This window comes from Mitsuaria sp. CC2, assembly GCF_048957715.1.
Taxonomy (GTDB): Bacteria; Pseudomonadota; Gammaproteobacteria; order Burkholderiales; family Burkholderiaceae_C; genus Roseateles.
In genome coordinates, this window is sequence record NZ_JARVXN010000018.1 from 169,369 (window position 1) to 189,724 (window position 20,356).

Annotated in this window: 15 protein-coding genes; 14 read left to right on the top strand and 1 reads right to left on the bottom strand. The window is 68.7% G+C overall.

The window, feature by feature from the left end:
• The first annotated feature begins 16 nt into the window (after positions 1–16).
• From PV762_RS13405 to PV762_RS13465, 13 genes are all read left to right on the top strand, one after another.
• Complete coding sequence (locus PV762_RS13405) at positions 17–1,543, top strand: glycoside hydrolase family 10 protein (RefSeq protein ID WP_421035504.1); 1,527 nt, start codon at positions 17–19, stop codon at positions 1,541–1,543.
• 620 nt (positions 1,544–2,163) lie between these two features.
• Entirely contained in the window at positions 2,164–4,614 is a 2,451-nt protein-coding gene (locus PV762_RS13410; protein ID WP_421035505.1) for a TonB-dependent receptor, read from the top strand.
• Between the two features lie 160 nt (positions 4,615–4,774).
• Positions 4,775–5,791, top strand: a complete 1,017-nt coding sequence (locus PV762_RS13415) for an N-acetylglucosamine kinase (RefSeq protein WP_421035506.1) — start codon at positions 4,775–4,777, stop codon at positions 5,789–5,791.
• Complete coding sequence (locus PV762_RS13420; RefSeq protein ID WP_421035507.1) at positions 5,788–6,636, top strand: N-acetylmuramoyl-L-alanine amidase; 849 nt, start codon at positions 5,788–5,790, stop codon at positions 6,634–6,636. The genes PV762_RS13415 and PV762_RS13420 overlap by 4 nt, the downstream gene beginning before the upstream one ends.
• A 10-nt stretch (positions 6,637–6,646) precedes the next feature.
• Entirely contained in the window at positions 6,647–7,657 is a 1,011-nt protein-coding gene (locus PV762_RS13425; protein ID WP_421035508.1) for an ABC transporter permease subunit, read from the top strand.
• A 7-nt stretch (positions 7,658–7,664) separates the two neighbouring features.
• The gene (locus PV762_RS13430) at positions 7,665–8,576 is read left to right on the top strand and encodes an ABC transporter permease subunit (RefSeq protein WP_421035509.1); all 912 of its coding nucleotides are present in this window, start codon (positions 7,665–7,667) and stop codon (positions 8,574–8,576) included.
• Complete coding sequence (locus tag PV762_RS13435) at positions 8,576–9,520, top strand: ABC transporter ATP-binding protein (protein WP_421035510.1); 945 nt, start codon at positions 8,576–8,578, stop codon at positions 9,518–9,520. The genes PV762_RS13430 and PV762_RS13435 overlap by 1 nt, the downstream gene beginning before the upstream one ends.
• The gene (locus PV762_RS13440) at positions 9,517–10,515 is read left to right on the top strand and encodes a peptide ABC transporter ATP-binding protein (RefSeq protein ID WP_421035511.1); all 999 of its coding nucleotides are present in this window, start codon (positions 9,517–9,519) and stop codon (positions 10,513–10,515) included. The genes PV762_RS13435 and PV762_RS13440 overlap by 4 nt, the downstream gene beginning before the upstream one ends.
• Before the next feature lie 118 nt (positions 10,516–10,633).
• Positions 10,634–12,232 carry an ABC transporter substrate-binding protein gene (locus PV762_RS13445; RefSeq protein ID WP_421035512.1) on the top strand — a complete coding sequence of 533 codons (1,599 nt, stop codon included), beginning with the start codon at positions 10,634–10,636 and terminating at the stop codon, positions 12,230–12,232.
• A 2-nt stretch (positions 12,233–12,234) separates the two neighbouring features.
• Positions 12,235–13,134: a LysR family transcriptional regulator gene (locus PV762_RS13450; RefSeq protein WP_421035513.1), complete on the top strand. Its 900-nt coding sequence runs from the start codon at positions 12,235–12,237 to the stop codon at positions 13,132–13,134.
• Between the two features lie 57 nt (positions 13,135–13,191).
• Complete coding sequence (locus tag PV762_RS13455) at positions 13,192–13,833, top strand: M15 family metallopeptidase (RefSeq protein ID WP_421035514.1); 642 nt, start codon at positions 13,192–13,194, stop codon at positions 13,831–13,833.
• Between the two features lie 49 nt (positions 13,834–13,882).
• On the top strand, positions 13,883–14,977 hold the full coding sequence (locus tag PV762_RS13460) for a S66 peptidase family protein (RefSeq protein ID WP_421035515.1): 1,095 nt from the start codon (positions 13,883–13,885) through the stop codon (positions 14,975–14,977).
• Between the two features lie 127 nt (positions 14,978–15,104).
• Positions 15,105–15,701, top strand: coding sequence for a hypothetical protein (locus PV762_RS13465; RefSeq protein ID WP_421035516.1), 597 nt, complete (start codon positions 15,105–15,107; stop codon positions 15,699–15,701).
• 33 nt (positions 15,702–15,734) lie between these two features.
• Here PV762_RS13465 and dacB read toward each other — a convergent pair whose 3' ends face one another.
• On the bottom strand, positions 15,735–17,180 hold the full coding sequence (gene dacB, locus PV762_RS13470) for a D-alanyl-D-alanine carboxypeptidase/D-alanyl-D-alanine endopeptidase (RefSeq protein ID WP_421035517.1): 1,446 nt from the start codon (positions 17,178–17,180) through the stop codon (positions 15,735–15,737).
• A 251-nt stretch (positions 17,181–17,431) separates the two neighbouring features.
• On the opposite strand from dacB, the gene PV762_RS13475 reads away from it, so the two are divergent.
• Positions 17,432–20,293: a TonB-dependent receptor domain-containing protein gene (locus PV762_RS13475; protein WP_421035518.1), complete on the top strand. Its 2,862-nt coding sequence runs from the start codon at positions 17,432–17,434 to the stop codon at positions 20,291–20,293.
• Positions 20,294–20,356: the final 63 nt, after the last annotated feature.

Here is a 20,356-nt window from a genome sequence, read left to right on the forward strand (position 1 = left end):
GCGACGACGACAGTGGATGACCGCGGCCCTGGCCGCACCGGTGCTGGGATCTCTCGGCGGCACGCTCGCGGGCTGTTCTTCCGCCCCGCCGCTGGCGGCCTCCGGGTCGCCCGCATCACCGGACCCCCTCACCGGCGACACGCCGCCGCCCGCTCCGCGCGAGTTCCGCGCCGCCTGGGTCGCGACCGTCGCCAACATCGACTGGCCGAGCCGCCGCGGCCTGAGCGATACCGCGCAGATCGCCGAGATCCACGCGATCCTGGACAACGCCCGCGCCCTGCGCCTCAACGCCATCGTGCTGCAGGTGCGCACCAGCGCCGATGCACTGTACCGCTCGACGCTGGAACCCTGGAGCGAGTACCTCTCGGGCGTGCAGGGCCAGGGCCCCGGGTACGACCCGCTCGCGCTGTGGATCGAACAGGCGCATGCGCGGGGTCTCGAGTTGCACGCGTGGCTCAATCCGTACCGCGCGAAGCAGAGCGGCGGCAAGTCGGCGGCCGCGGCCACGCACGTGAGCCGCACGCGGCCCGAGTGGGTCAAGAAATACGGCGACCAGCTCTGGATCGACCCAGGCGAACCGGCCGCCGCGGAGCACACCCTGGCCGTGTGCCGCGACCTCCTGAGCCGCTACGACGTCGACGGGCTGCACATCGACGACTACTTCTACCCTTACCCGATCCAGGACGCGGCCAAGCAGGACATCGACTTCCCCGATGACCCGAGCTGGGCGCGTTACCTGCGTGGCGGCGGCACCTTGTCGCGCGCGGACTGGCGGCGCGACAACGTCGACCAGCTGGTGCGGCGGATGTACGAGCTGGTGCGCGAGCTCAAGCCTGCCGCGCGGGTCGGCATCAGCCCGTTCGGCTTGCCCAGGCCGGACCTGCGGCCGGCCGGCATCACCGGCTTCTCGCAGTACGACAAGCTGTATGCGGACGTGGAGCTCTGGATGGCCAAGGGCTGGCTGGACTACCTCGCGCCGCAGCTCTACTGGCCGCGCTCGCAGGCGCCTCAGGCGTTTGAGCCGCTGATGCGGGCGTGGCAAGGACTCAATCCGCTGGGACGCCATGTCTGGCCGGGGCTGTTCACCAGCCGTGCCGGCAACGAAGTCGAAGGCTGGCCGATCGACGAGATCCCCGCGCAGGTCGAGCTCACGCGGACCGCGCCGGGCACCGGCGGACACCTGCACTTCAGCATGGTGGCGCTGCTGAAGAACCGCCGCGGCATCGCGGACACGCTGCGAGGCGGCGCCTATGTGCAAGCGGCGCTGCCGCCCGAAACCCCGTGGCTGCCATCACGAGGCTGCGGCCCCGTCGCCCTAGAGCGGCTGGCCGACGGCCGCCTCCGCCTGAGCGTCCGGGACGGCACCCCCGCGCGTGTTTTCTCGCTCTGGAAGCGCGATTCGCGGGTCGCGGACAGCCGCTGGCACTTTGAACTCGTGGCGCCGGACGGCCATCTCGGGCGCATCGATCCGGGATGGCAGTTGCGAGCCACCGCGGTCAACGCGACGAACCGGGAAGGCCCCTCCGTTACGTTCTTCAGTTGAACTGAACTGAACTGACCTGAAACTGTCGATTCCACACAACGACAGGTGGGCGTCGGGGCGCGTCAGACCCCCGTGGAAACCCTGTGTCACTCTGGTGCGCAAATAGCCCGGAAGAGCCCGTTTTCGGGCGTGCTCCGCCCGTTCCGTCGCGTGCGGCAAACAGGTGGGGAAGCCGCCTCGCCCCTGTCATTCCTTGTCACAAACCCACAACATCCGGCAAAGAGACTCACGGCCGTGCATCGCCAAGGCGGGTGCCGGAACTCCCGGAATCCGCCCAGCAACAGGGCCCGCCAACGCGCAGCGCCCCCCGCACGGCGGATTTCGCCGCATTGCTGGGGTCTGTCTCGACTGGTAGGCTTTTTGCTTCAGATGAAGGAGGAGCCGCATCAAGACGGCTCCCCGACACAGGCGGGCTGGAACGAGCAGAGCTTGGCCACGGATGAATTCCTGGGCCGGAAAAATCCACGTAAAACGTTTGCGAGCTGATCGGAGCGAATGACTTCGACAGGCGAAAACGGTTGCGCAAGGAATCTGCCGACGGAAGGGCGGGAAGCCTTCCCCAGCCGCACCCGGATTTGAGTTGTCAGTTCAGTTTGGTCTCGTCGCACAGGAGCGCAGGAATGAATCAGAAGCATTGGTCGGGTTTCCGCAAAACCGCGTTGGCAGCCGCCGCCGCCATGGTGGCCGTCATCCCGGCCATGGCCCAGGAAGCCAAGAAGGACGCCGACACGTCCGCCGATGACGGCGCGCCGCGCGCCAAGGAAGACAAGGTCCGTCTGGGCACGATCACCATCGTGGGCAGCGGCGGCAAGCTGGCCGCCGGCCAGATGCTGAACGAGGACACCGCCAAGAGCCGTTCCACCGTCACGCGCGAAGCGATCGACAAGGACCGCGCCTCCGGCAACCCGTTCCAGGCGCTGGCCCTGCTGCCGGGCGTGAACACGTTCAACTACGACGGTACCGGCCTGTTCGGTGGCGGCCTGACGGTCCGCGGCTTCGGCTCCGACCAGATGGGCATGATCATCAACGGCGTGCCTGTCAATGACTCGGGCGGCTACGCGGTCTACCCGCAGGAATACGCCGACCAGGAAAACCTATGCACCCAGTCGCTGGCGCAGGGCACCCCGGACGTGGACTCGCCCAACGCCGGCGCCACGGGCGGCAACATCACGGTCACCAGCTGCGACCCGGAAGACAAGCAGCGCATCCGCGTCAGCCAGGGCTTCGGCGAACTGAGCTACACCCGCACCTTCCTGCGTTACGACACCGGCCGCTTCCTCAACAACAGCGCCAAGGTGTTCGTCAGCTACTCGCACACCGAGGCTGACAAGTGGAAGGGCGAGGGCCAGGCCAAGAAGGACCACATCGACGCCGCGTTCCGCTGGGACCTCAACCAGGACAACGTGATCCTGGGCTCGGTGCTCTACAACCGCGCGATCAACAACAACATCAACAGCATCAGCCTGGCCCAGCTCCGCGCCAACGGCTACAACTTCGACTTCTCGACGAAGTTCCCCGGCCACCTGAAGCCGGTGGGGGGCACGGCCCAGAACGAAGGCGCCTCGGGCTACCTGCCCTCGCCGGCGTACTACAAGCTGGCCAACAACCCGTTCGAGAACGCGATCGTGTCGGTCTCGGGCTCGTTCAAGGTGGCTGAGAACACCTACCTGAAGGTCCAGCCTTACCTCTGGTACGGCTTCGGCAACGGCGGCGTGCAGCAGACCACGCTGGCGGAAACCAACACCTTCCTGAATCCGGCGACCGGCACCAAGGTCAGCCAGGATCTGAACGGTGACGGCGACACGCTCGACACCCTGATCATCGGCCGCGCCTCGGTGACCCGCACCGTGCGTCCCGGCATCACCACCGAAATCAACACCCAGCTGGGCGACCACGCCCTGAAGGCCGGTGTCTGGTTCGAACGCGCCAACCACAAGCAGACCCAGCCGGGCGTGCGCGTGAGCGATGCCGGCGAGCTGTCCAGCGTCTGGCTGAACAGCGACTACATCCTGCGTCCGGACGGCAGCCGTTATCAAGGCCGCGACTGGCAGACCATCAGCACCTCCGGCCAGTTCTACGCCAACGACAACTGGTCGTTCGCCGAAGACAAGGGCCTGCTGATGCTGGGATTCCGCACGCCTTACGTGAAGCGTGACGTCAAGAACTTCGCCAACGAGGGCGTGACGGCGGACTACAACTTCCAGAAGTCGTTCAACGAGTTCCTGCCGCAGGTCGGCGTGCGCTACCAGCTCACGCCCAGCCAGCAGGTCTTCATGAACGTCGCGAAGAACTTCCGCGCGCCGCCGAACTTCGCGTTCACCGGCTCGAACGTGAACGTGGCCAACAACGTCGCCACGCTGCGTCTGGCGCCCAAGGCCGAGACCTCGATCAACACCGACCTCGGCTACCGTTACCAGACCAAGGACATCTCGCTGTCGGCGACGGTGTTCAACGTGGACTTCAAGGACCGCCAAGGCAACGCCTACGACCCGAACACGCTCAACAGCGTGTATACGAACATCGGCCGCGTGAAGACCCACGGTCTGGAAATGGAAGCCGGCACGGGCACGTTCAAGGGCTTCTCTGCCTACGCCTCGCTGACCGTGCAGAAGAGCAAGGTGAAGGATGACCTGCCGGTCTCCGTCGTCAACGGTCAACAGGTCTTCCTGCCCACCAAGGGCAAGGAAATGACGCTGACGCCGGACATGATCCTGGCAGGTTCGGTGCAATACACCTACGGCCCGTTCTACGCCCGCGTGAAGGTCAAGCGCACCGGCAAGCAGCAAGGCACGCTGATGAACGACGAGGAAGTGCCGGCGTACTGGGTCGGCGACGTCGACGCCGGCTACAACTTCGGCAACGTCCAGGATTGGCTGAAGAACATCCAGCTGCGCCTGAACGTCAGCAACATCGGCAACGCCAGCTACCGCAACCCGAGCTCGGGCACGGTGGTCAACGCGCTGCAGTACCGCAACCTCGGCGGCACGACCTACACGCAGAACGCCAACACGGTCTTCTACTACCTGGGCGCCCCGCGCTTCGTGTCGATGAACCTGAGCGCCGACTTCTAAGTCGACGCAACGCAGCGGCCTCGGCCGCTCCGCGAGAAAACCGCGCCCTTCCCGGCGCGGTTTTTTTTCGTCCGGCCATGAGCCCAACTCATACCTGCCACGTGCATTGACAATGGCGAACGCACGGCGCGCCTCGTAAGCTCCGCGCGCCGACGCCGCCATGAGTTCCACGCCCTCCGCCACCGCCGATCTCCTCGCCCCTGACAGGCCCGCCCGGGCCGCGCCGGCGCGCGCGGGCGCTTCGTCCGGAACGGTCGGGCTGGGCCTGGACGCCGGCGGCACCCAGACGCGCTGGGCGCTGGCGCGCCCCGACGGCGCGTTGGTGGCGCGCGGCGAGGTCGGCGGCTTCAGCGCGCTGCTGCTGGAGACGAGCGCCGGACGCGTCGTGCTCGCGCAGACGCTGCAATCCCTGGCCGCCGCGGTCCTGCCGCATGCGGCGCCCGGCGCGCTGCGCGGCCTGCAGGCCGGCATCACCGGACTTGGCGAACCGGATGGCCCCGCCGGCCGGCAGCTGCGTGCCCTGCTCGCGCAACAGCTGGGCCTGGCGCCGGCGCAGATCCAGTGCGACAGCGACATCGCCCAGGCCTGGCACGCGCTTTTCCGTCCCGGCGAGGGCTACCTGGTCTATGCCGGCACCGGCGCGATCGCGGCCTTCATCGACGAGTCCGGCGCGCTGCACCGCGCCGGCGGCCGCGGGCCGCTGCTGGGCGACGAAGGCGGCGGCCAGTGGATCGCACGCGAAGCGCTCGCGCTGGTCTGGCGCCGTGAGGACGAATCACCGGGCGCCTGGAACGGCTCCCCGCTTGCGCGGCATCTCTTCGACGAGCTCGGCGGCGCCGACTGGCCGACGACGCGCGCCTTCATGTACGGCGGCGACAGCGCGGCCCGCCGCGGCTCGATCGGACGCCTGGCGCTGGCCGTCGCGCGCGCCGCCGCGGACGGCGACGCCGACGCGCTGGCCCTGCTGCACCGCGCGGGCCGCGAGCTCGCCCGTCTGCCGCTGGCGCTGGTGCGCCGGCTGGGCCCGCGTCCGGTCAGCGCCGCCGGACGCGTCCTGGAACTCCATCCCGCGATCGAAGCAGGCCTGCGCGACGCCTTGCCGCAAGACCTGCCCCTCACCGTTCATCAACCCGACACCGCCCTGGCCGCCGCGAGGCGGGCCGCGCTCGCCCCATGAAAACCAAGCTGCTGACCCTTGCCGCCGCCGCCCTGCTGGCGGCCTGCGCCACGCCGACGTCCACGCTGCAGATCGACCGCACCCATGTGTCCGAGAACCAGGACAGCCGCGCGCAGTTCCTGATCATCCACTACACGGTGATCGACTTCGAGAAGTCGATGAAGGTGCTGACCACCGGCGGCAAGGTCTCGGCCCATTACCTGGTGCAGGAGAACCCCTCCAAGGTCTACCAGCTGGTGGACGAGAACCGCCGCGCCTGGCACGGCGGCGTCAGCTACTGGGGCGGTGCGACCAACCTCAACTCGGCCTCGATCGGCATCGAGATCGTGAACCCCGGCTTCACCGAGACGCCGATGGGCCGCGTCTACGCGCCCTATCCGCAGGCGCAGATCGACGACGTGATCAAGCTGGTCAAGGAGATCGTCGCGCGCCACGGCATCCGCTCGGACCGCATCCTGGGCCACAACGACATCGCGCCGGGCCGCAAGCAGGACCCGGGTCCGGAGTTCCCGTGGAAACAGCTCGCCGACGCCGGCCTGATCGCCTGGCCCGACCCCGCGCAGGTCCAGATCAAGCAGGCGATCTACCAGGTCGCGCCGGTGCCGGATGCGGTGTGGTTCCAGAAGCGTCTGGCGCAGGTGGGCTACCAGACGCCGCAGACCGGCATGCTGGACACCGCCACGCGCGAGGTGATCAGCACCTTCCAGATGAAGTACCGGCCGACCAACATCACCGGCGACATGGACGCCGAGACCGCCGCGCTGCTGGAGGTCGTCACGACACCCGGCGGCCTGTTGATGAAGCAGCCGCTGCCCGCCGACAGCCAGCCACGCTCCGCGTTCTGATCCGACCGCCTTGCTGAACTTCCTGCTCCGCCGCCTGGCCACGCTGCTGCCGACCCTGATCGGCGTGACGCTGGTCGCCTTCGGTCTGATCCGGCTGGTGCCGGGCGATCCGATCGCGATCATGATGGGCGAGCGCGCGCTCGACGAAACCACGCACGCGCGGCTGATGCACGAGCTCGGCCTCGACCAGCCGCTGTGGCGCCAGTACGCGGACTACGTCGGCGGCCTGCTGCACGGCGACCTGGGACGCTCGCTGGTCTCGCACGAGCCGGTGTCGCACGAGTTCCTCGCGCTGTTCCCGGCGACGGCGGAACTGGCGCTGTTCGCGCTGCTGCTGGCGATCGTGCTCGGCATGGCGCTGGGCACCGGCGCGGCGCTGCGGCGCGGCTCGCTGCTGGACCAGGGCGTGATGGGCGTGGCGACGGTCGGTTACTCGATGCCGGTGTTCTGGTGGGGGCTGATCCTCATCATGTTCTTCTCGGTGGGCCTGGGCTGGACGCCGGTGTCGGGCCGCATCGCGGTCGAGTACGACGTCCAGCGCGTCACCGGTTTCATGCTGATCGACGCGGCGCTGCACGACGAGGCGGGGGCATGGCGCTCGGCGCTGCGGCACCTGCTGCTGCCGGCGCTGGTGCTGGGCACCAGCACGACGGCGGTGATCGCGCGGATGACGCGCTCCAGCCTCCTCGAAGTGCTGCGCGAGGATTACATGCGCAGTGCGCGCGCACGCGGCCTGTCACCGGCGCGGGTGGTGCTGGTGCACGGCCTGCGCAACGCGCTGATCCCGGTGATCACGGTGATCGGCCTGAAGGTCGGCAGCCTGCTGGCCGGCGCGGTGCTGACCGAGACCATCTTCAGCTGGCCCGGCATCGGCAAGTGGCTGATCGACGCGATCGCACGGCGCGACTATCCGGTGGTGCAGGCGGGGATCCTGATCTCGGCCTGCACCTTCATCGCGGTCAACCTGCTGGTGGACCTGCTCTACGGCGTGGTCAATCCGCGCATTCGCAAACAGGGATGAGACGTCCATGAGCGCCCTTCCCTCCACTTCAACGGCCACGGTGGCGGTCACACCGCCCGGCCCGTTCGCCGAGTTCTGGCACGGCTTCTCCGCCAACCGCGGCGCGCTGGTCGCGCTGATCGTCTTCACGCTGCTGGCCGTGGCGGCGCTGCTCGCGCCCTGGATTTCGCCGCACGATCCGGTGCGGCAGTACCGCGAGCACATGTTGACGCCGCCGATCTGGATGGACGGCGGCCAGACGCGCTTCCTGCTCGGCACCGACGAACTTGGCCGGGACCTGCTGTCGCGACTGCTGCACGGCGCGCGGGTGTCGCTCGGCATCGGCCTGGCGTCGGTGGTGCTGTCGCTGATTCCGGGGGTGCTGCTGGGATTGCTGGCGGCCTTCCACCAACGGCTGCTAGCGCCCGTCGTCATGCGCGTGATGGACGTGATGCTGGCGCTGCCCGGTCTGCTGCTGGCGATCTGCGTGATCACCGTGCTCGGCCCGGGCCTCACCAACACGGTGATCGCGATCGCCGTCGGCAGCCTGCCGGAGTACGTCCGGCTCACGCGCGCCGCGGCGATGGCGGAGCTCGGCAAGGACTACGTCACCGCCAGCCGCGTGGCGGGCGCGTCGACCTGGCGGCTGATGTTCTCGGCGGTCCTGCCGAACTGCCTGGCGCCGTTGATCGTCAACGCCTCGCTGAGCTTCTCGGCGGCGATCCTGGAAGCCGCGGGCCTCGGTTTCCTCGGACTGGGCGTGCAGGCGCCGACGGCGGAGTGGGGCACGATGCTGTCGTCCGCGCGCGACTACATCGTCCGCGCGCCGTGGGTGGTGACGCTGCCCGGTCTCGCGATCCTGCTGTCGGTGCTGAGCGTCAACCTGATGGGCGACGGGCTGCGCGATGCGCTCGATCCCCGGTTGAAGAAAGTCTCGTGATGCTGGAGATCCGCGATCTTCGCGTGCGCTTCGGTGCGTTCCCGGCGGTGGACGGCGTCGACCTCGACGTCGCGCCCGGCGAAGTGCTGGGCATCGTCGGCGAGTCCGGCTCCGGCAAGTCCGTGAGCATGATGGCGTTGATGGGCTTGATCGATCCGCCCGGACAGGTGAACGCCGCGGCGTTGCGCTTCCAGGGTCAGGACTTGCTGGGCATGAGCGCGTCGCAGCGGCGCCGGCTGATCGGCAAGGACGTCGCGATGGTGTTCCAGGACGCGCTGGCCAGCCTCAACCCGAGCTACACCGTCGGCCACCAGCTGGAGGAAGTGCTGCGCACCCACCTCGGCCTGCGCGGGGCGGCGGCGCGTCAACGGGCCAAGGAACTGCTCGAGCAGGTCGAGATCCCCGACGCCGCGAGCCGGCTGAGGGCCTATCCGCACGAACTGTCCGGCGGCATGAACCAGCGCGTGATGATCGCGCTGGCGATCGCGTGCTCGCCGAAGCTGCTGATCGCCGACGAGCCGACCACGGCGCTCGACGTGACGATCCAGGCCCAGATCATGGATCTGCTGCTGTGCCTGCAGCGCGAGCAGGGCATGGCGCTGGTGATGATCACGCACGACCTGGCCGTGGTGGCGGAGATGGCACAGCGCGTCGCCGTCATGTATGCGGGCCAGGTGGTGGAGACGGGCCCCTTGCCGGAAGTCTTCGAGGCGCCCAAGCATCCGTACACGGCGGCGTTGATGGCGGCGATCCCGGAACACAACCGCGGCGCGCGTCGGCTGCAGGCGCTGCCGGGCATCGTGCCGGGCGCGCTGGACCGGCCGACGGGGTGCCTCTTCTCGCCACGCTGCGCGCGCGTGCAGCCGCACTGCCGCGAGGCGCGTCCGGACGTCGTCGAAGGCGTGCGCTGCTTCTATCCGTTGATCAAGGGGTCCGTTGCATGAATGCCGCGCCAGACAAGTCTGTCGCTGCGGGCGCAAGCGCCGGCACGGCGCCGCTGCTGGTGGCGCGCGACCTCGCCCGGCATTACCGCGTGAGCCGCGGCTGGTTCGCACCGAAGGCGACGGTGCGGGCGCTGGACGGCGTCAGCTTCTCACTCGCGCCGGGCAAGACGCTGGCGGTGGTCGGCGAATCCGGCTGCGGCAAGTCCACGCTGGCGCGGGCGCTGACGCTCATCGAGACACCGACTTCCGGCGATCTGCGCATCCACGGACGCGACGCCGCCGACGCGTCGGCGCGCCAGGCCTTGCGACGCGACGTGCAGATGGTGTTCCAGAACCCGTATTCAGCGCTGAATCCGCGCAAGACGATCGCGTCGACGCTGGCCGAGCCGCTGGTGATCAACACGCCGCTGAACCGCGCCGAGCGCCGGGAACGCATCGAGGCGCTGGCCGCGAAGGTCGGTCTGCGCCAGGAGCACCTGCAGCGGTACCCGCACATGTTCTCGGGCGGCCAACGCCAGCGCATCGCGATCGCGCGGGCGATGGTGATGCAGCCGGGCATCGTCGTCGCGGACGAGCCGACGTCGGCGCTGGACCTGTCGATCCAGGCGCAGATCCTGAATCTCTTCATGGACCTGCAGGAGGAGTTCGGGACGGGCTACGTGTTCATCTCGCACAACCTGGCGGTGGTGGAGCATGTGGCGGACGAGGTGATGGTGATGTACCTCGGCCGCGTGGTCGAGCACGGAGACAAGCGCCGCGTCTTCGCGCACCCGCTGCACCCGTACACGCGGGCGCTGATCAGCGCCACGCCGGCGCTGCGCCCGGCCGACCGCCGCCAGCGCATCCGCATCCACGGCGAGCTGCCCAGCCCGCTGAAGCCGCCGACGGGATGCGCGTTCCATCAACGCTGCCCGATGGCCGTCGCGCGCTGCGCGGAGGTGCGGCCGGAGTTGCGGGAAGTGGATGGACGGCTCGTGGCTTGTGATGTCCTTTGAGGGTGGGGCGACAGGCGCGACGGGCTCCACATAACCCAGTGTTATGGTCCAACCCGCCCATTTCAGTTGTGACCTGGGGAGCGGCGTTTCCACAATGCGCCGGCTTGCCCTCCTCCCGATGCGCTCAGTCCTCCCCCTCTCGCTGGCCCTGCTCCTGTCCGTCGCATTCCCCGCCGCTCATGCGGCCGGCGCCGCCGCGGTCAAGCCGCTCGTGTACTGCACCGACGCCAGCCCCGAGGGCTTCGACCCGGGGTTATGGGATTCGGCCAGCACGAACAACGTCAACAACCAGATGTTCCAGGGCCTGGTGCGCTTCGAGCGCGGCGGCACCGCGCTGCAGCCGGCCCTCGCGACGAGCTGGACCATCAGCCCCGACGCCCGCGAGTTCACCTTCACGCTGCGCGAGAACGTCCGCTTCCACACCCGCCCCTGGTTCACGCCGACCCGCACGCTCAACGCTGATGACGTGCTCTTCACCTTCGGCCGTTTCCTCGACCGCGAGCACCCGTTCAACAAGGCCTTCCCCGCCAACTTCATCTATCCGCAGAACCTCGGCCTGGCCAAGGCGATCGCGAAGATGGAGAAGCTGGACGATCGCACCGTCCGCTTCACGCTGACCCAGCCCAACGTCACCTTCGTCACCTGGTTCGCGATGGCCTTCGCCGGCATCCAGTCGGCGGAGTACGGCAACCAGCTGCTGCGCGACGGCAAGGCCGCGCAGATCAACCGCCTGCCCATCGGCACCGGCCCGTACCGCTTCCGCAGCTATGCCAAGGACGACGTCGTCCGCATGGAAGGCAACCCCGACTACTGGGGCGAGCCGCAGAAGACGCAGAAGCTGATCTTCACCATCAGCCGCGAGGCACCCGTGCGCGTGCAGAAGCTGCTCGCCGGCGAGTGCCAGATCACCTCGCCGCTGCGCGACATCGACGTCGCCGCGATCGACCGCCATCCGGAGCGCATCAAGCTGGAGAAGATCCAGGCGCTCAACATCTCCTACCTGTCCTTCAACCTGCGCAAGGCGCCGACCGACAACCGGCTCGTACGCGAGGCGCTGGACATCTCAGTCGACCGCGACGCGATCTTCCGCGCGCTGTTCCCGCGCGGCGACGCGATGCAGGCGGTGAATCCCTTCCCGCCCGCGATCCCCGGCTACAACCGGTCGATCCGGAACGAGTACAACCCCGACCGTGCCAAGGCGCTGCTCAAGCAGGCCGGCTATCCGGACGGACTGGACCTCGACTTGTGGGCGTTGCCCGTGACGCGCCCCACCAATCCGAACGGCCAGCTGATGGCGCAGTTGATCCAGCAGGACTGGGCCCGCATCGGCGTGCGCGCGCAGATCCGCACCTACGAATGGGGCGAGTACCTCAAGCGCGCCAACGCCGGCGAGCACACGGTCTACATGAGCGGCTGGTCTGGCGAAAGCGGCGACGCCGACGACTTCCTGACGCCCAACCTGAGCTGCGCGACCAACAAGTCGGGCGTGAAGTTCTGCAATCAGGAGTTCGAGCGCCTCATCGATGCCGCGCGCGCGACGGCCGATCAGGCCAAACGCATCGCCCTCTACGAAAAGGCCCAGGAGATCTTCAAGCGGGAACGCCCGTGGATCACGATGGCACACTCGACGGTGTACATCCCCACCAGCAAGGATTTGCGAGGCTTCAAGATGCAGCCGAACGGTGGGGTTGTCTTCGAGAACGTCTACCGCGAGTGACCATGCGTCTTCGTCATATTGAAGTCTTCCACGCGATCATGCAGGCCGGCACGATCAGCGGCGCGGCGCAGCTGCTCCACATCTCCCAGCCCGCCGTGACCAAGGTGCTGCAGCACTGCGAGCTGCAGTTGGGCATGCCGCTGTTCGACCGCGTCCGCGGCAAGCTCTATCCGACGCCGGAAGCGCAGCGCCTGTTCGTCGAGATCGACAAGCTCAACCGCGACCTGGTCGCGATCCGGCGCCTGGCCGCCAACCTGCGCAGCGGCGAATCCGAATCGCTGCGCCTGATGGCCACGCCGACGCTGGGCGCCTCGGTGATCCCCGCGGCGATGACGCACTGGGCGCAGGCCTTCCCGCGCAGCCGCTGCCAGCTCAGCACCAACCACACGCGCGAGATCGTCTCCGCGCTGCTGCTCGGCGAAGCCGACCTGGCGCTCAGCCTGCAGGACCCGCGCCATCCCGGCATCAAGGCCGAGGTGCTGGCCAGCGGCACGATGATGGCGCTGTGCCCGATGCACAGCCCCGAGGCGCAAGGCACCGGTCCGCTGCCGCTGGACGAGATCCAGTCCGAGCTGATCGCGATGGCCGAGGACGATCCGCTCGGCCACATGCTGCACAACGCCAGCGAGGCCGAAGGCCGTCACCTCGACAGCCGCATCACCGTCCAGACCTACCAGCTCGCCCGCGCGCTGGTGGAGGCCGGCGTCGGCATGACCGCCGTCGATCCCTTCACCGCCGCCTCGGCCGACCGCACCCGCGTGAAGGTGCGTCCGCTGGCGCCGGCCATGAGCGTCCAGCTGTACCTGCTGACCTCCGCCAGCGCGCCGCTGGCGCAGGCCGCGCGCCGGCTGGTCACCTACCTGCGGGATGCCGCCCGCGCCAACCTCGAGAGCCTGGCATGACGCGCTCCGGCGTCTGATCTTCCGGCTCCACGTCGCCTTGCCCTGCTTCGCCTCGCCATGATCCCGGACGCCTCCGTCGCCAATGCCCCTCCCCCGCCCATCCCCTGCGAGGAGATCGCCTCGCACGCCGAGTTCCGCGCGCTGCTGACGATCCCCGGCATCGCGGTGGACCTGCGCTACGCGACGCCCGACAACTTCGTCGGCCGCGCCGTCTACGGCGGCCTGGACTGCGCCTACCTGAGGCGCGAATCGGCGGACGCCGTGGCGGAGGCTGCCGCCTACCTGGGCCGGCATTGCCCCGGCGTGACGCTGGTCGTACTGGACGCGCTGCGGCCGCAACGCGTGCAGGAGGCGCTGTGGGCGGAGCTCGAAGGCACGCCGCTGACCAAGTACCTCGCGCATCCGGCGAGGCGCTCCATCCATTCCTTCGGCATGGCGGTCGACGTCACGCTGCTGGACGCCGAGGGCCGCGAGCTCGACATGGGCACCGGCTTCGACGAGATGACGCCGGCCTCGCATCCCGAATTCGAGGCGGAGCAACTGGCGTCCGGCGGGCTGACCGCCGACCAGCTCCGCCACCGCGGCTGGCTGCGCGCGGCGATGCGCCATGCCGGCTTCCAGACCATCAGCACCGAGTGGTGGCACTTCGACTTCGGCGACCGGGAGCGCGTCCGCCGCGAGCTGCCGCTGGTGATCTGATCGACCGCCGCCAAGCCCTCGGCCGCGGCCACTTTCTTCCGGAGATTCCATGACCGCCTCCCGTCGGATGATGCTCACAGGCGCCGCCTCGGCGACCGCCGCCGCGCTGGCCGGCGCCCTGCCGGGCGCGCAGGCGCAGACCGCCGCGCCCGCCGGCACTGCCCGCAGCGCGCGTACCGAGGCCGCGCCGCCGCTGCTTCGCGCGTGGCGGCTGAAGGTCGGCGACACGATCGGCCTCGTCAGTCCCGCCAACGCCACCTACGAGCGCGAGCCGCTGGAGATTGCCGTCGAAACGCTTGAAGCGCTCGGCTTCAAGGTCAAGCTCGGGGCCAACGTGCGCGGTCGCTACGGCCAGTTCGGCGGCACCGACGTGCAGCGCGCGGCGGACATCAACGACTTCTTCGCCGACGACGAGGTCGCGGGGATCCTGGCGCTCACCGGCGGCTCGGGCTGCAACCGCATCGTCGACAAGCTGAACTACGCGCTGATCCGACGCAAGCCGAAGTTCTTCGGCGGCTTCTCGGACCTGACCAGCCTCGTCAACGCGATCCACAAGCAGACGGGGCTGATCACTTTCCACTGTCCGGTCGCAGGCTCGGAATGGAACGAGTTCTCCCTCCAGCACTTCCGCGCCGTCGCGATGGATGCGGAGCCGGACCTGCTGCAGAACCCGCAGGGCGAGCGCGGCGCGAATCTCGTCCAGCGCGAGGACCGCATCAGCACACTGCGACCGGGTGTCGCGCGCGGACCGCTGGTCGGCGGCAACCTGGCGGTGCTGAGCTCGCTGGCGGGCTCGCCCTTCTTCCCGGACACGCGCGGCGCGATCCTGTTCCTGGAAGAGGTCAACGAGTACATCTACCGCGTCGACCGCATGCTGTCGACGCTGCGCCTGTGCGGCGCGCTCGACCAGCTGGCCGGCGTCGTGCTGGGGAAGTTCACGCAGTGCGGCCCCGGCGACGGCAGCTTCGGCACGCTGACCCTGGACGAGGTCTTCGACGACTATTTCCTGCCCTTGAATGTGCCCGTGTACCGCGGTGCCATGATCGGCCACATCAAGCGCAAGTTCACCGTGCCGGTGGGCCAGCCCGCCGAGATGGACGCCCGGGCCGGCACGCTGCGGCTGCTGTCGGCGGCGGTGCTCTGAGGTGACCGCGTCGAAGGATGTCGCTGGAGGCGACGGCCTGCGAGTTCGTCGCCGACGCTGATGGGTGTCGGATGCTCCGATCGTCCGGATGACTCAGGACGTCTTCCACTGGCGATGGGCTTGTCCGATGCTCCCCAACACCCCCTCACCTGCGTGCGACTCCTGGCTGGGCGACGCCTGGAACCCAGGCGCCGCCAGCGGCGCGGCTTGCGCGATCACGCCTGACATGGCGATCCAGGAAGCCGAAGTCTGGCGCAAGCACTGGCAGGTGCTCAACTGGGCGTCAAAGGAACTTCAACCCCTCTACGGCGCACCATTCCGGGCGGCCCTCCAAGGGTGGGGCGACCGGCTCCAGGCCCTGGCCTTGCAGCTCGGCGATCGTGCCCGCCGTGGCGAACTCGACGGGTTCCATCAGCAGATCGACCAATTCAAGCGCATCCAGTTGGCCAGCTCGGAATGGCTGTCGCACTCGACCACGAGCGCCCCCCGGGAGGCGCAAGACCTCGCCGCCGAGTTCCTGCTCAATCGGAACCAGTTCTTCAAACGCTACGACAAGGGCGCGTTCGATCACCTGGCCCGCGCTCCGCAGGCTGATCGAGACCGTTTCAACCAGCTCATCGACGAGCTGGAAACCTGCTCCCAGCCCAGGCAGGGCGTCCAGTGCCTGAGCCAGCTCGAGACCTTCGCCCTGAAGATCTCCCCGACGCCGCTGCGACGTTTCTAGATCCAGCTCGAGTCGCCAGGTGCTGGTGCTCGTTCAGCGCCGGGCCACCCAGTCCACCAGCGCATCGATCGCCGGACGCGCCTTGGCCGCCTGATCGTCGTTGACGATCGCCACCACGATCCAGGTCTTGCCCGTCGAGTCCGGCACGAAGCCGGCCAGCGCCACGACGTCGCGCAGCGTGCCGGTCTTCATCCGCGCGCGGCCCTCGGCGGCCGTGCCTTTGAAACGCCGGGACAAGGTGCCGTCGACGCCCGCCACCGGCAGCGTGGCCAGCAGCTCCGGACCGTGCGCGCCGCGGGCCGACGCCTGCAGCATGGCCGCCATCTGCGCGGCCGAGGCGCGCTCGCTGCGCGACAGGCCGGAACCGTTCTCCAGCGCCAGGCCCGCCGTGTCGATCTTCTGCGCGGCGAACCACTCGCGCACCACGCGCGCGGCGGCCTCGCGGGTGTCCTCGCCGGGCTGGACCGCCGACGCGCCCAGCCGCAGGAACAGCATCCGCGCCAGCGCGTTGTCGGAGGCCTTCATGACCGGGCGCAGCAACTCGGCCAGCGGGCGGTCGCGGTGTTGCGCCAGCACACGGGCGCCTTCGGGCGTCGCGCCCTCGCGGATCTCGCCCGACAGCGTGCCGCCGAGCGAGCCCCACAGCTGCTGCAGCGCCTGCGCCGTCTCCCACTGGCGGTCCAGCACGTTGAGCGACTGCGAGACCTGGCACCCGCGCGGGAACTCACCCGCCAGCACCAGCCGACCGCCGCCCTCGGGCAGCGCCTCGAAGCGCGACGGCTTCCAGTCGTCGTCCCAGTCCTTGCAGGGCTTGTCGTTCAGCAGCACCGCGCTCGTGTCGATCGCCAGTCCGCCGAACTGCGGGTAGGGCCGCACCGTCAGACTGCGGTCGTCGGACCAGAAGTCGTACTGCAGCAGACTGCCGTTGAGGTGCAGCGCGTCCGGGATCACGTTGTACGGAAACTCGGCCTGCTCGTCGAAACGCGGCGCGCCAATGTCCAGGCGCGCGGGGTTGAACAGGCCGCGATCGACCACGATGCCGCCCGCCAGTTCGCGCACGCCGTGGCGCTCGCGCACCTCGCGCAGCATCGCCCACAGCGCGGGCCAGTCCAGATCCGCGTCGCCGCCGCCCTTGAGCACCAGCGGACCGTCGAGACGGCCGTCGCGGACCTCGCCCGCAGCCAGCAGCTGGGTCTGCCCCCGGCTGTTGGGGCCGAGCCGGTCCAGCGCCACCACCGCGGTGATCGTCTTCATCGTCGAGGCCGGCGCCATCGGCCGGTCCGCGTTCAGGCGCAGCCCGGTGCCGGGCGCGTCCAGCGGATAGGCCACCACCGCCAGCGACGAGGCCGGCACACCGGACTGTCGCAGCGCGGTCTCGACCGGCGCCGGCGGGGTATCGACAAGGGTCGCGCAGCCGCTCGTGGCCAGCGCGGCAACCAGGACCAGAACGGTGGGCAGGAGGGCGGGGAAGGCTCGCATGAGCAGCGACTGTATATTCCCGGCCCCGCTGCATTCCCGCAGGTTATACGCGCGAGACAAGCATTCATCGGGACGGAAACAACAAATGGGTGACGTTCCTATGACGGTGAAAACCGCTCGTGCTTGAAGATCGTTCACAGCTCGCAACACAGCCCCAAGCAACAGCAACACCCACAGGTCGCCCTCGCATCGGACGGCCGCAGTCGTTGGAGGCGTTCCAGGACGCCGGACCGGTTAACAAGGAGAAGGTCGTGAAACTGAATCAACTCGCCCGCTGCCTCGTCGTGGTGGGACTGGGCGCCCACGCGGCGGCCTGGTCGCAGGAAGTCCAGAAGATCGAGCGGGTGGAGATCACCGGCTCGAGCATCAAGCGCATCCAGGACGAGGGCGCGCTGCCCGTGCAGACCATCTCGCGCCGCGACCTGGACCGCCAGGGCATCGTGTCGGCCGAGCAGTTGATCGCCACCCTCTCCTCCAACGGCAACGGGCTGGACAACCTGGCCTCCAACGCGGACGTGGTGTCGGGCCAGTCCCGCGGCAACAACGGCGCGACCTCCGCCAACCTGCGCCTGCAGGGCGCCAACGCCACGCTGATCCTGCTGAACGGCCGCCGCATCGCCGCGCACGGCCTCAACGGCGGCGTCGTCGACCTGAACCAGATCCCGATGGCCGCGATCGAGCGCGTCGAAGTGCTGAAGGACGGCGCCTCGTCGACCTACGGCACCGACGCCGTCGGCGGCGTCATCAACTTCATCCTGCGCAAGGACTACACCGGCCTGACCGTCAGCGGCTTCACCGACGTGACGCAGCACAGCGGCGGCAACATCTACCGCGGCTCGGTGACCGGCGGCGTCGGCAACATCGACAAGGACGGCTTCAACGTCATGGCCGTGCTGTCCATGACGGACAACAAGCGCCTGGACGGCTCGCAGCGCGACTTCGTCAACAGCTTCCAGCCCGAGCGCGGCCTGTCCCCGGACACGCGCGGCACGCCGTTCGCCACCGTCTTCTTCTCGCCCACGATCACGGCGCCGGTCTACAACGGCACCACCATCACCAGCGCCAACATCCTGGATCTGCCGGGCGGCGCGGGCTGCGCCTCGCAGCCGGGCATGGCCCCGTACGCGGAGAAGCTGTGGAACTCCGCCGCCGCGTCGCCGGCCAACCAGTTCGGTTGCGCCTGGGACTCGGGCAAGGCCGCCGTGATCCAGCAGCCGGTGAAGAACACCAACCTGGTGACGCGAGGCATGCTCAAGCTCGGCGAGCACACGCTGACCGGCGAAGTGCTGCTGGGCAAGTCCGAGTCGCAGAAGATCTTCTCGGCCAACCAGATCAGCAGCGGCAGCGCCACGGCGACGATCGGCCTGCCCAATGGCACCACCGTGCCCAGCCCGTTCCGCAGCCTGGCCTATCCCTCCAGCGGCGCCAGCTACCAGACCGTGTGGAACGCGCTGGTCGGCACCTTCCCGTCGCTGGCGTCGCAGGCCGGCAAGCCGCTGGCCTTCCGCTGGCGCTGCATGGAGTGCGGCCAGCGCGAGTTCGAGACCACCACCGACACCGGCCGCTACCTGCTGAGCATGGACGGCCCGCTGCCCTTCCTCAAGGACTGGGACTACAAGGTCGGCGCCTCGCAGGCCTTCAGCAAGAGCAATTCGGTGCTGGGCACCGGCTACCAGAACTGGGTGGGCCTGGCCAACCTGATCAACACCGGCGTGCTCAACCCCTTCCTGCTGGCGGGCCAGTCGCAGACGCCGGCCGCGCTGGCGGCGCTGGACGCGATCTCGGCGGAGGGCACCAAGCTCTACGGCGGCAAGTACACGACCGACGAATACGACGCGACCGCCTCCGGCCCGCTGTTCAAGCTGCCGGCCGGCGACGTGATGGCAGCCGTGGGCGTGGACTACCGGATCGAGAAGTACCGCTTCGACGGCAACCAGACGGTCAACACCAACGACATCAACACCTGGGTGTTCAACGCGCCGTTCGACAACGTGAACGCGCTGAACGGCGTGAAGCGCAAGGTGGGTGCGATCTTCGGCGAGACGATCATCCCGGTGGTCAAGGGCCTGGACCTCAACCTCTCGGTGCGCTACGACAAGTACACCGGCTTCGGCAGCACGACCAACCCGAAGGCCTCGATCCGTTATCAGCCGATCGACAGCCTGGTGTTCCGCGCGTCGTACAGCACCGGCTTCCGCGTGCCGACCTTCAACCAGCTGTTCAACGGCGTGACCGAATCGCCGTACACCGGCGCCGGCGTGCCGGATCCGGCGACCTGCCCGACCAACGTGGTCAGCAACGCGCCGGGCTGCCAGGCGGTCACCTTCAACACCCTCTTCGGCGGTCGTCCCGACCTGAAGCCGGAAGAGTCGAAGATGTCCAACATCGGCTTCGTGTGGCAGCCGGTGAAGGACTTCAGCGCCTCGGTGGACCTGTGGGACATCCGTCGTGACGGCCAGATCCAGAGCCTGACGCTGACGCAGATCCTGAACAACTACCAGCTGTTCCCGCAGGCCTTCTTCCGCGACGCCAGCGGGGCGCTGCAGACGGTGGACACCCGCTGGGTGAATACCGGCGAGACGCAGACCCGTGGCCTGGAGCTGTCGATGCGCGGCAGCACGCCGATGAACGGCGGCCGCCTGAGCGCCGGCCTGGACGGCACCTACCTGCTGAAGAAGCGTTCCAAGCTGCTGGACAACGTGGCCTTCGGCCCGAGCGAGATCGGCCAGTTCACGCGGTCGAGCGAGCTGGGCATCCGCTGGAAGCACAGCGCGTACATCAGCTACTCGTACGGCGACTGGGCCTGGACGCTGCGCCAGCAGTATTCGACCGGCTACTACGGCTACGTCCCGCCGGGCGTGGCCAACGGCAACGCGTCGGCACCGGCCTTCGATCCGTGGGTCAAGCCGTACTACCTGCACCACGCCAGCGTGGCCTACAGCGGCATCAAGAACCTGACGGTCACCGTGGGTGTGAAGAACCTCTTCGACCAGGACCCGCCGTTCGCGAACAGCTACGACACGAACACCGGGTCGGGCAGCTCGTGGGAGCCGCGTGTGGCCGACCCGCGCGGACGCTCGTTCACGCTGGGCCTGGACTACAAGTTCTTCTGATCAGGCACCGCCTGCCGCCATTCGCGACAGGCCCGCAGATGCGAAGCCCGCCGGGAGACCGGC

Coding starts and splice junctions, on each gene's coding strand:
- PV762_RS13465 (WP_421035516.1), top strand. CDS start 15,105: ATGCTCCCCAACACCCCCTCACCTGCGTGCGACTCCTGGCTGGGCGAC.
- PV762_RS13450 (WP_421035513.1), top strand. CDS start 12,235: ATGCGTCTTCGTCATATTGAAGTCTTCCACGCGATCATGCAGGCCGGC.
- PV762_RS13440 (WP_421035511.1), top strand. CDS start 9,517: ATGAATGCCGCGCCAGACAAGTCTGTCGCTGCGGGCGCAAGCGCCGGC.
- PV762_RS13455 (WP_421035514.1), top strand. CDS start 13,192: ATGATCCCGGACGCCTCCGTCGCCAATGCCCCTCCCCCGCCCATCCCC.
- PV762_RS13420 (WP_421035507.1), top strand. CDS start 5,788: ATGAAAACCAAGCTGCTGACCCTTGCCGCCGCCGCCCTGCTGGCGGCC.
- PV762_RS13415 (WP_421035506.1), top strand. CDS start 4,775: ATGAGTTCCACGCCCTCCGCCACCGCCGATCTCCTCGCCCCTGACAGG.
- PV762_RS13445 (WP_421035512.1), top strand. CDS start 10,634: ATGCGCTCAGTCCTCCCCCTCTCGCTGGCCCTGCTCCTGTCCGTCGCA.
- dacB (WP_421035517.1), bottom strand. CDS start 17,180: ATGCGAGCCTTCCCCGCCCTCCTGCCCACCGTTCTGGTCCTGGTTGCC.
- PV762_RS13435 (WP_421035510.1), top strand. CDS start 8,576: ATGCTGGAGATCCGCGATCTTCGCGTGCGCTTCGGTGCGTTCCCGGCG.
- PV762_RS13460 (WP_421035515.1), top strand. CDS start 13,883: ATGACCGCCTCCCGTCGGATGATGCTCACAGGCGCCGCCTCGGCGACC.
- PV762_RS13405 (WP_421035504.1), top strand. CDS start 17: ATGACCGCGGCCCTGGCCGCACCGGTGCTGGGATCTCTCGGCGGCACG.
- PV762_RS13410 (WP_421035505.1), top strand. CDS start 2,164: ATGAATCAGAAGCATTGGTCGGGTTTCCGCAAAACCGCGTTGGCAGCC.
- PV762_RS13430 (WP_421035509.1), top strand. CDS start 7,665: ATGAGCGCCCTTCCCTCCACTTCAACGGCCACGGTGGCGGTCACACCG.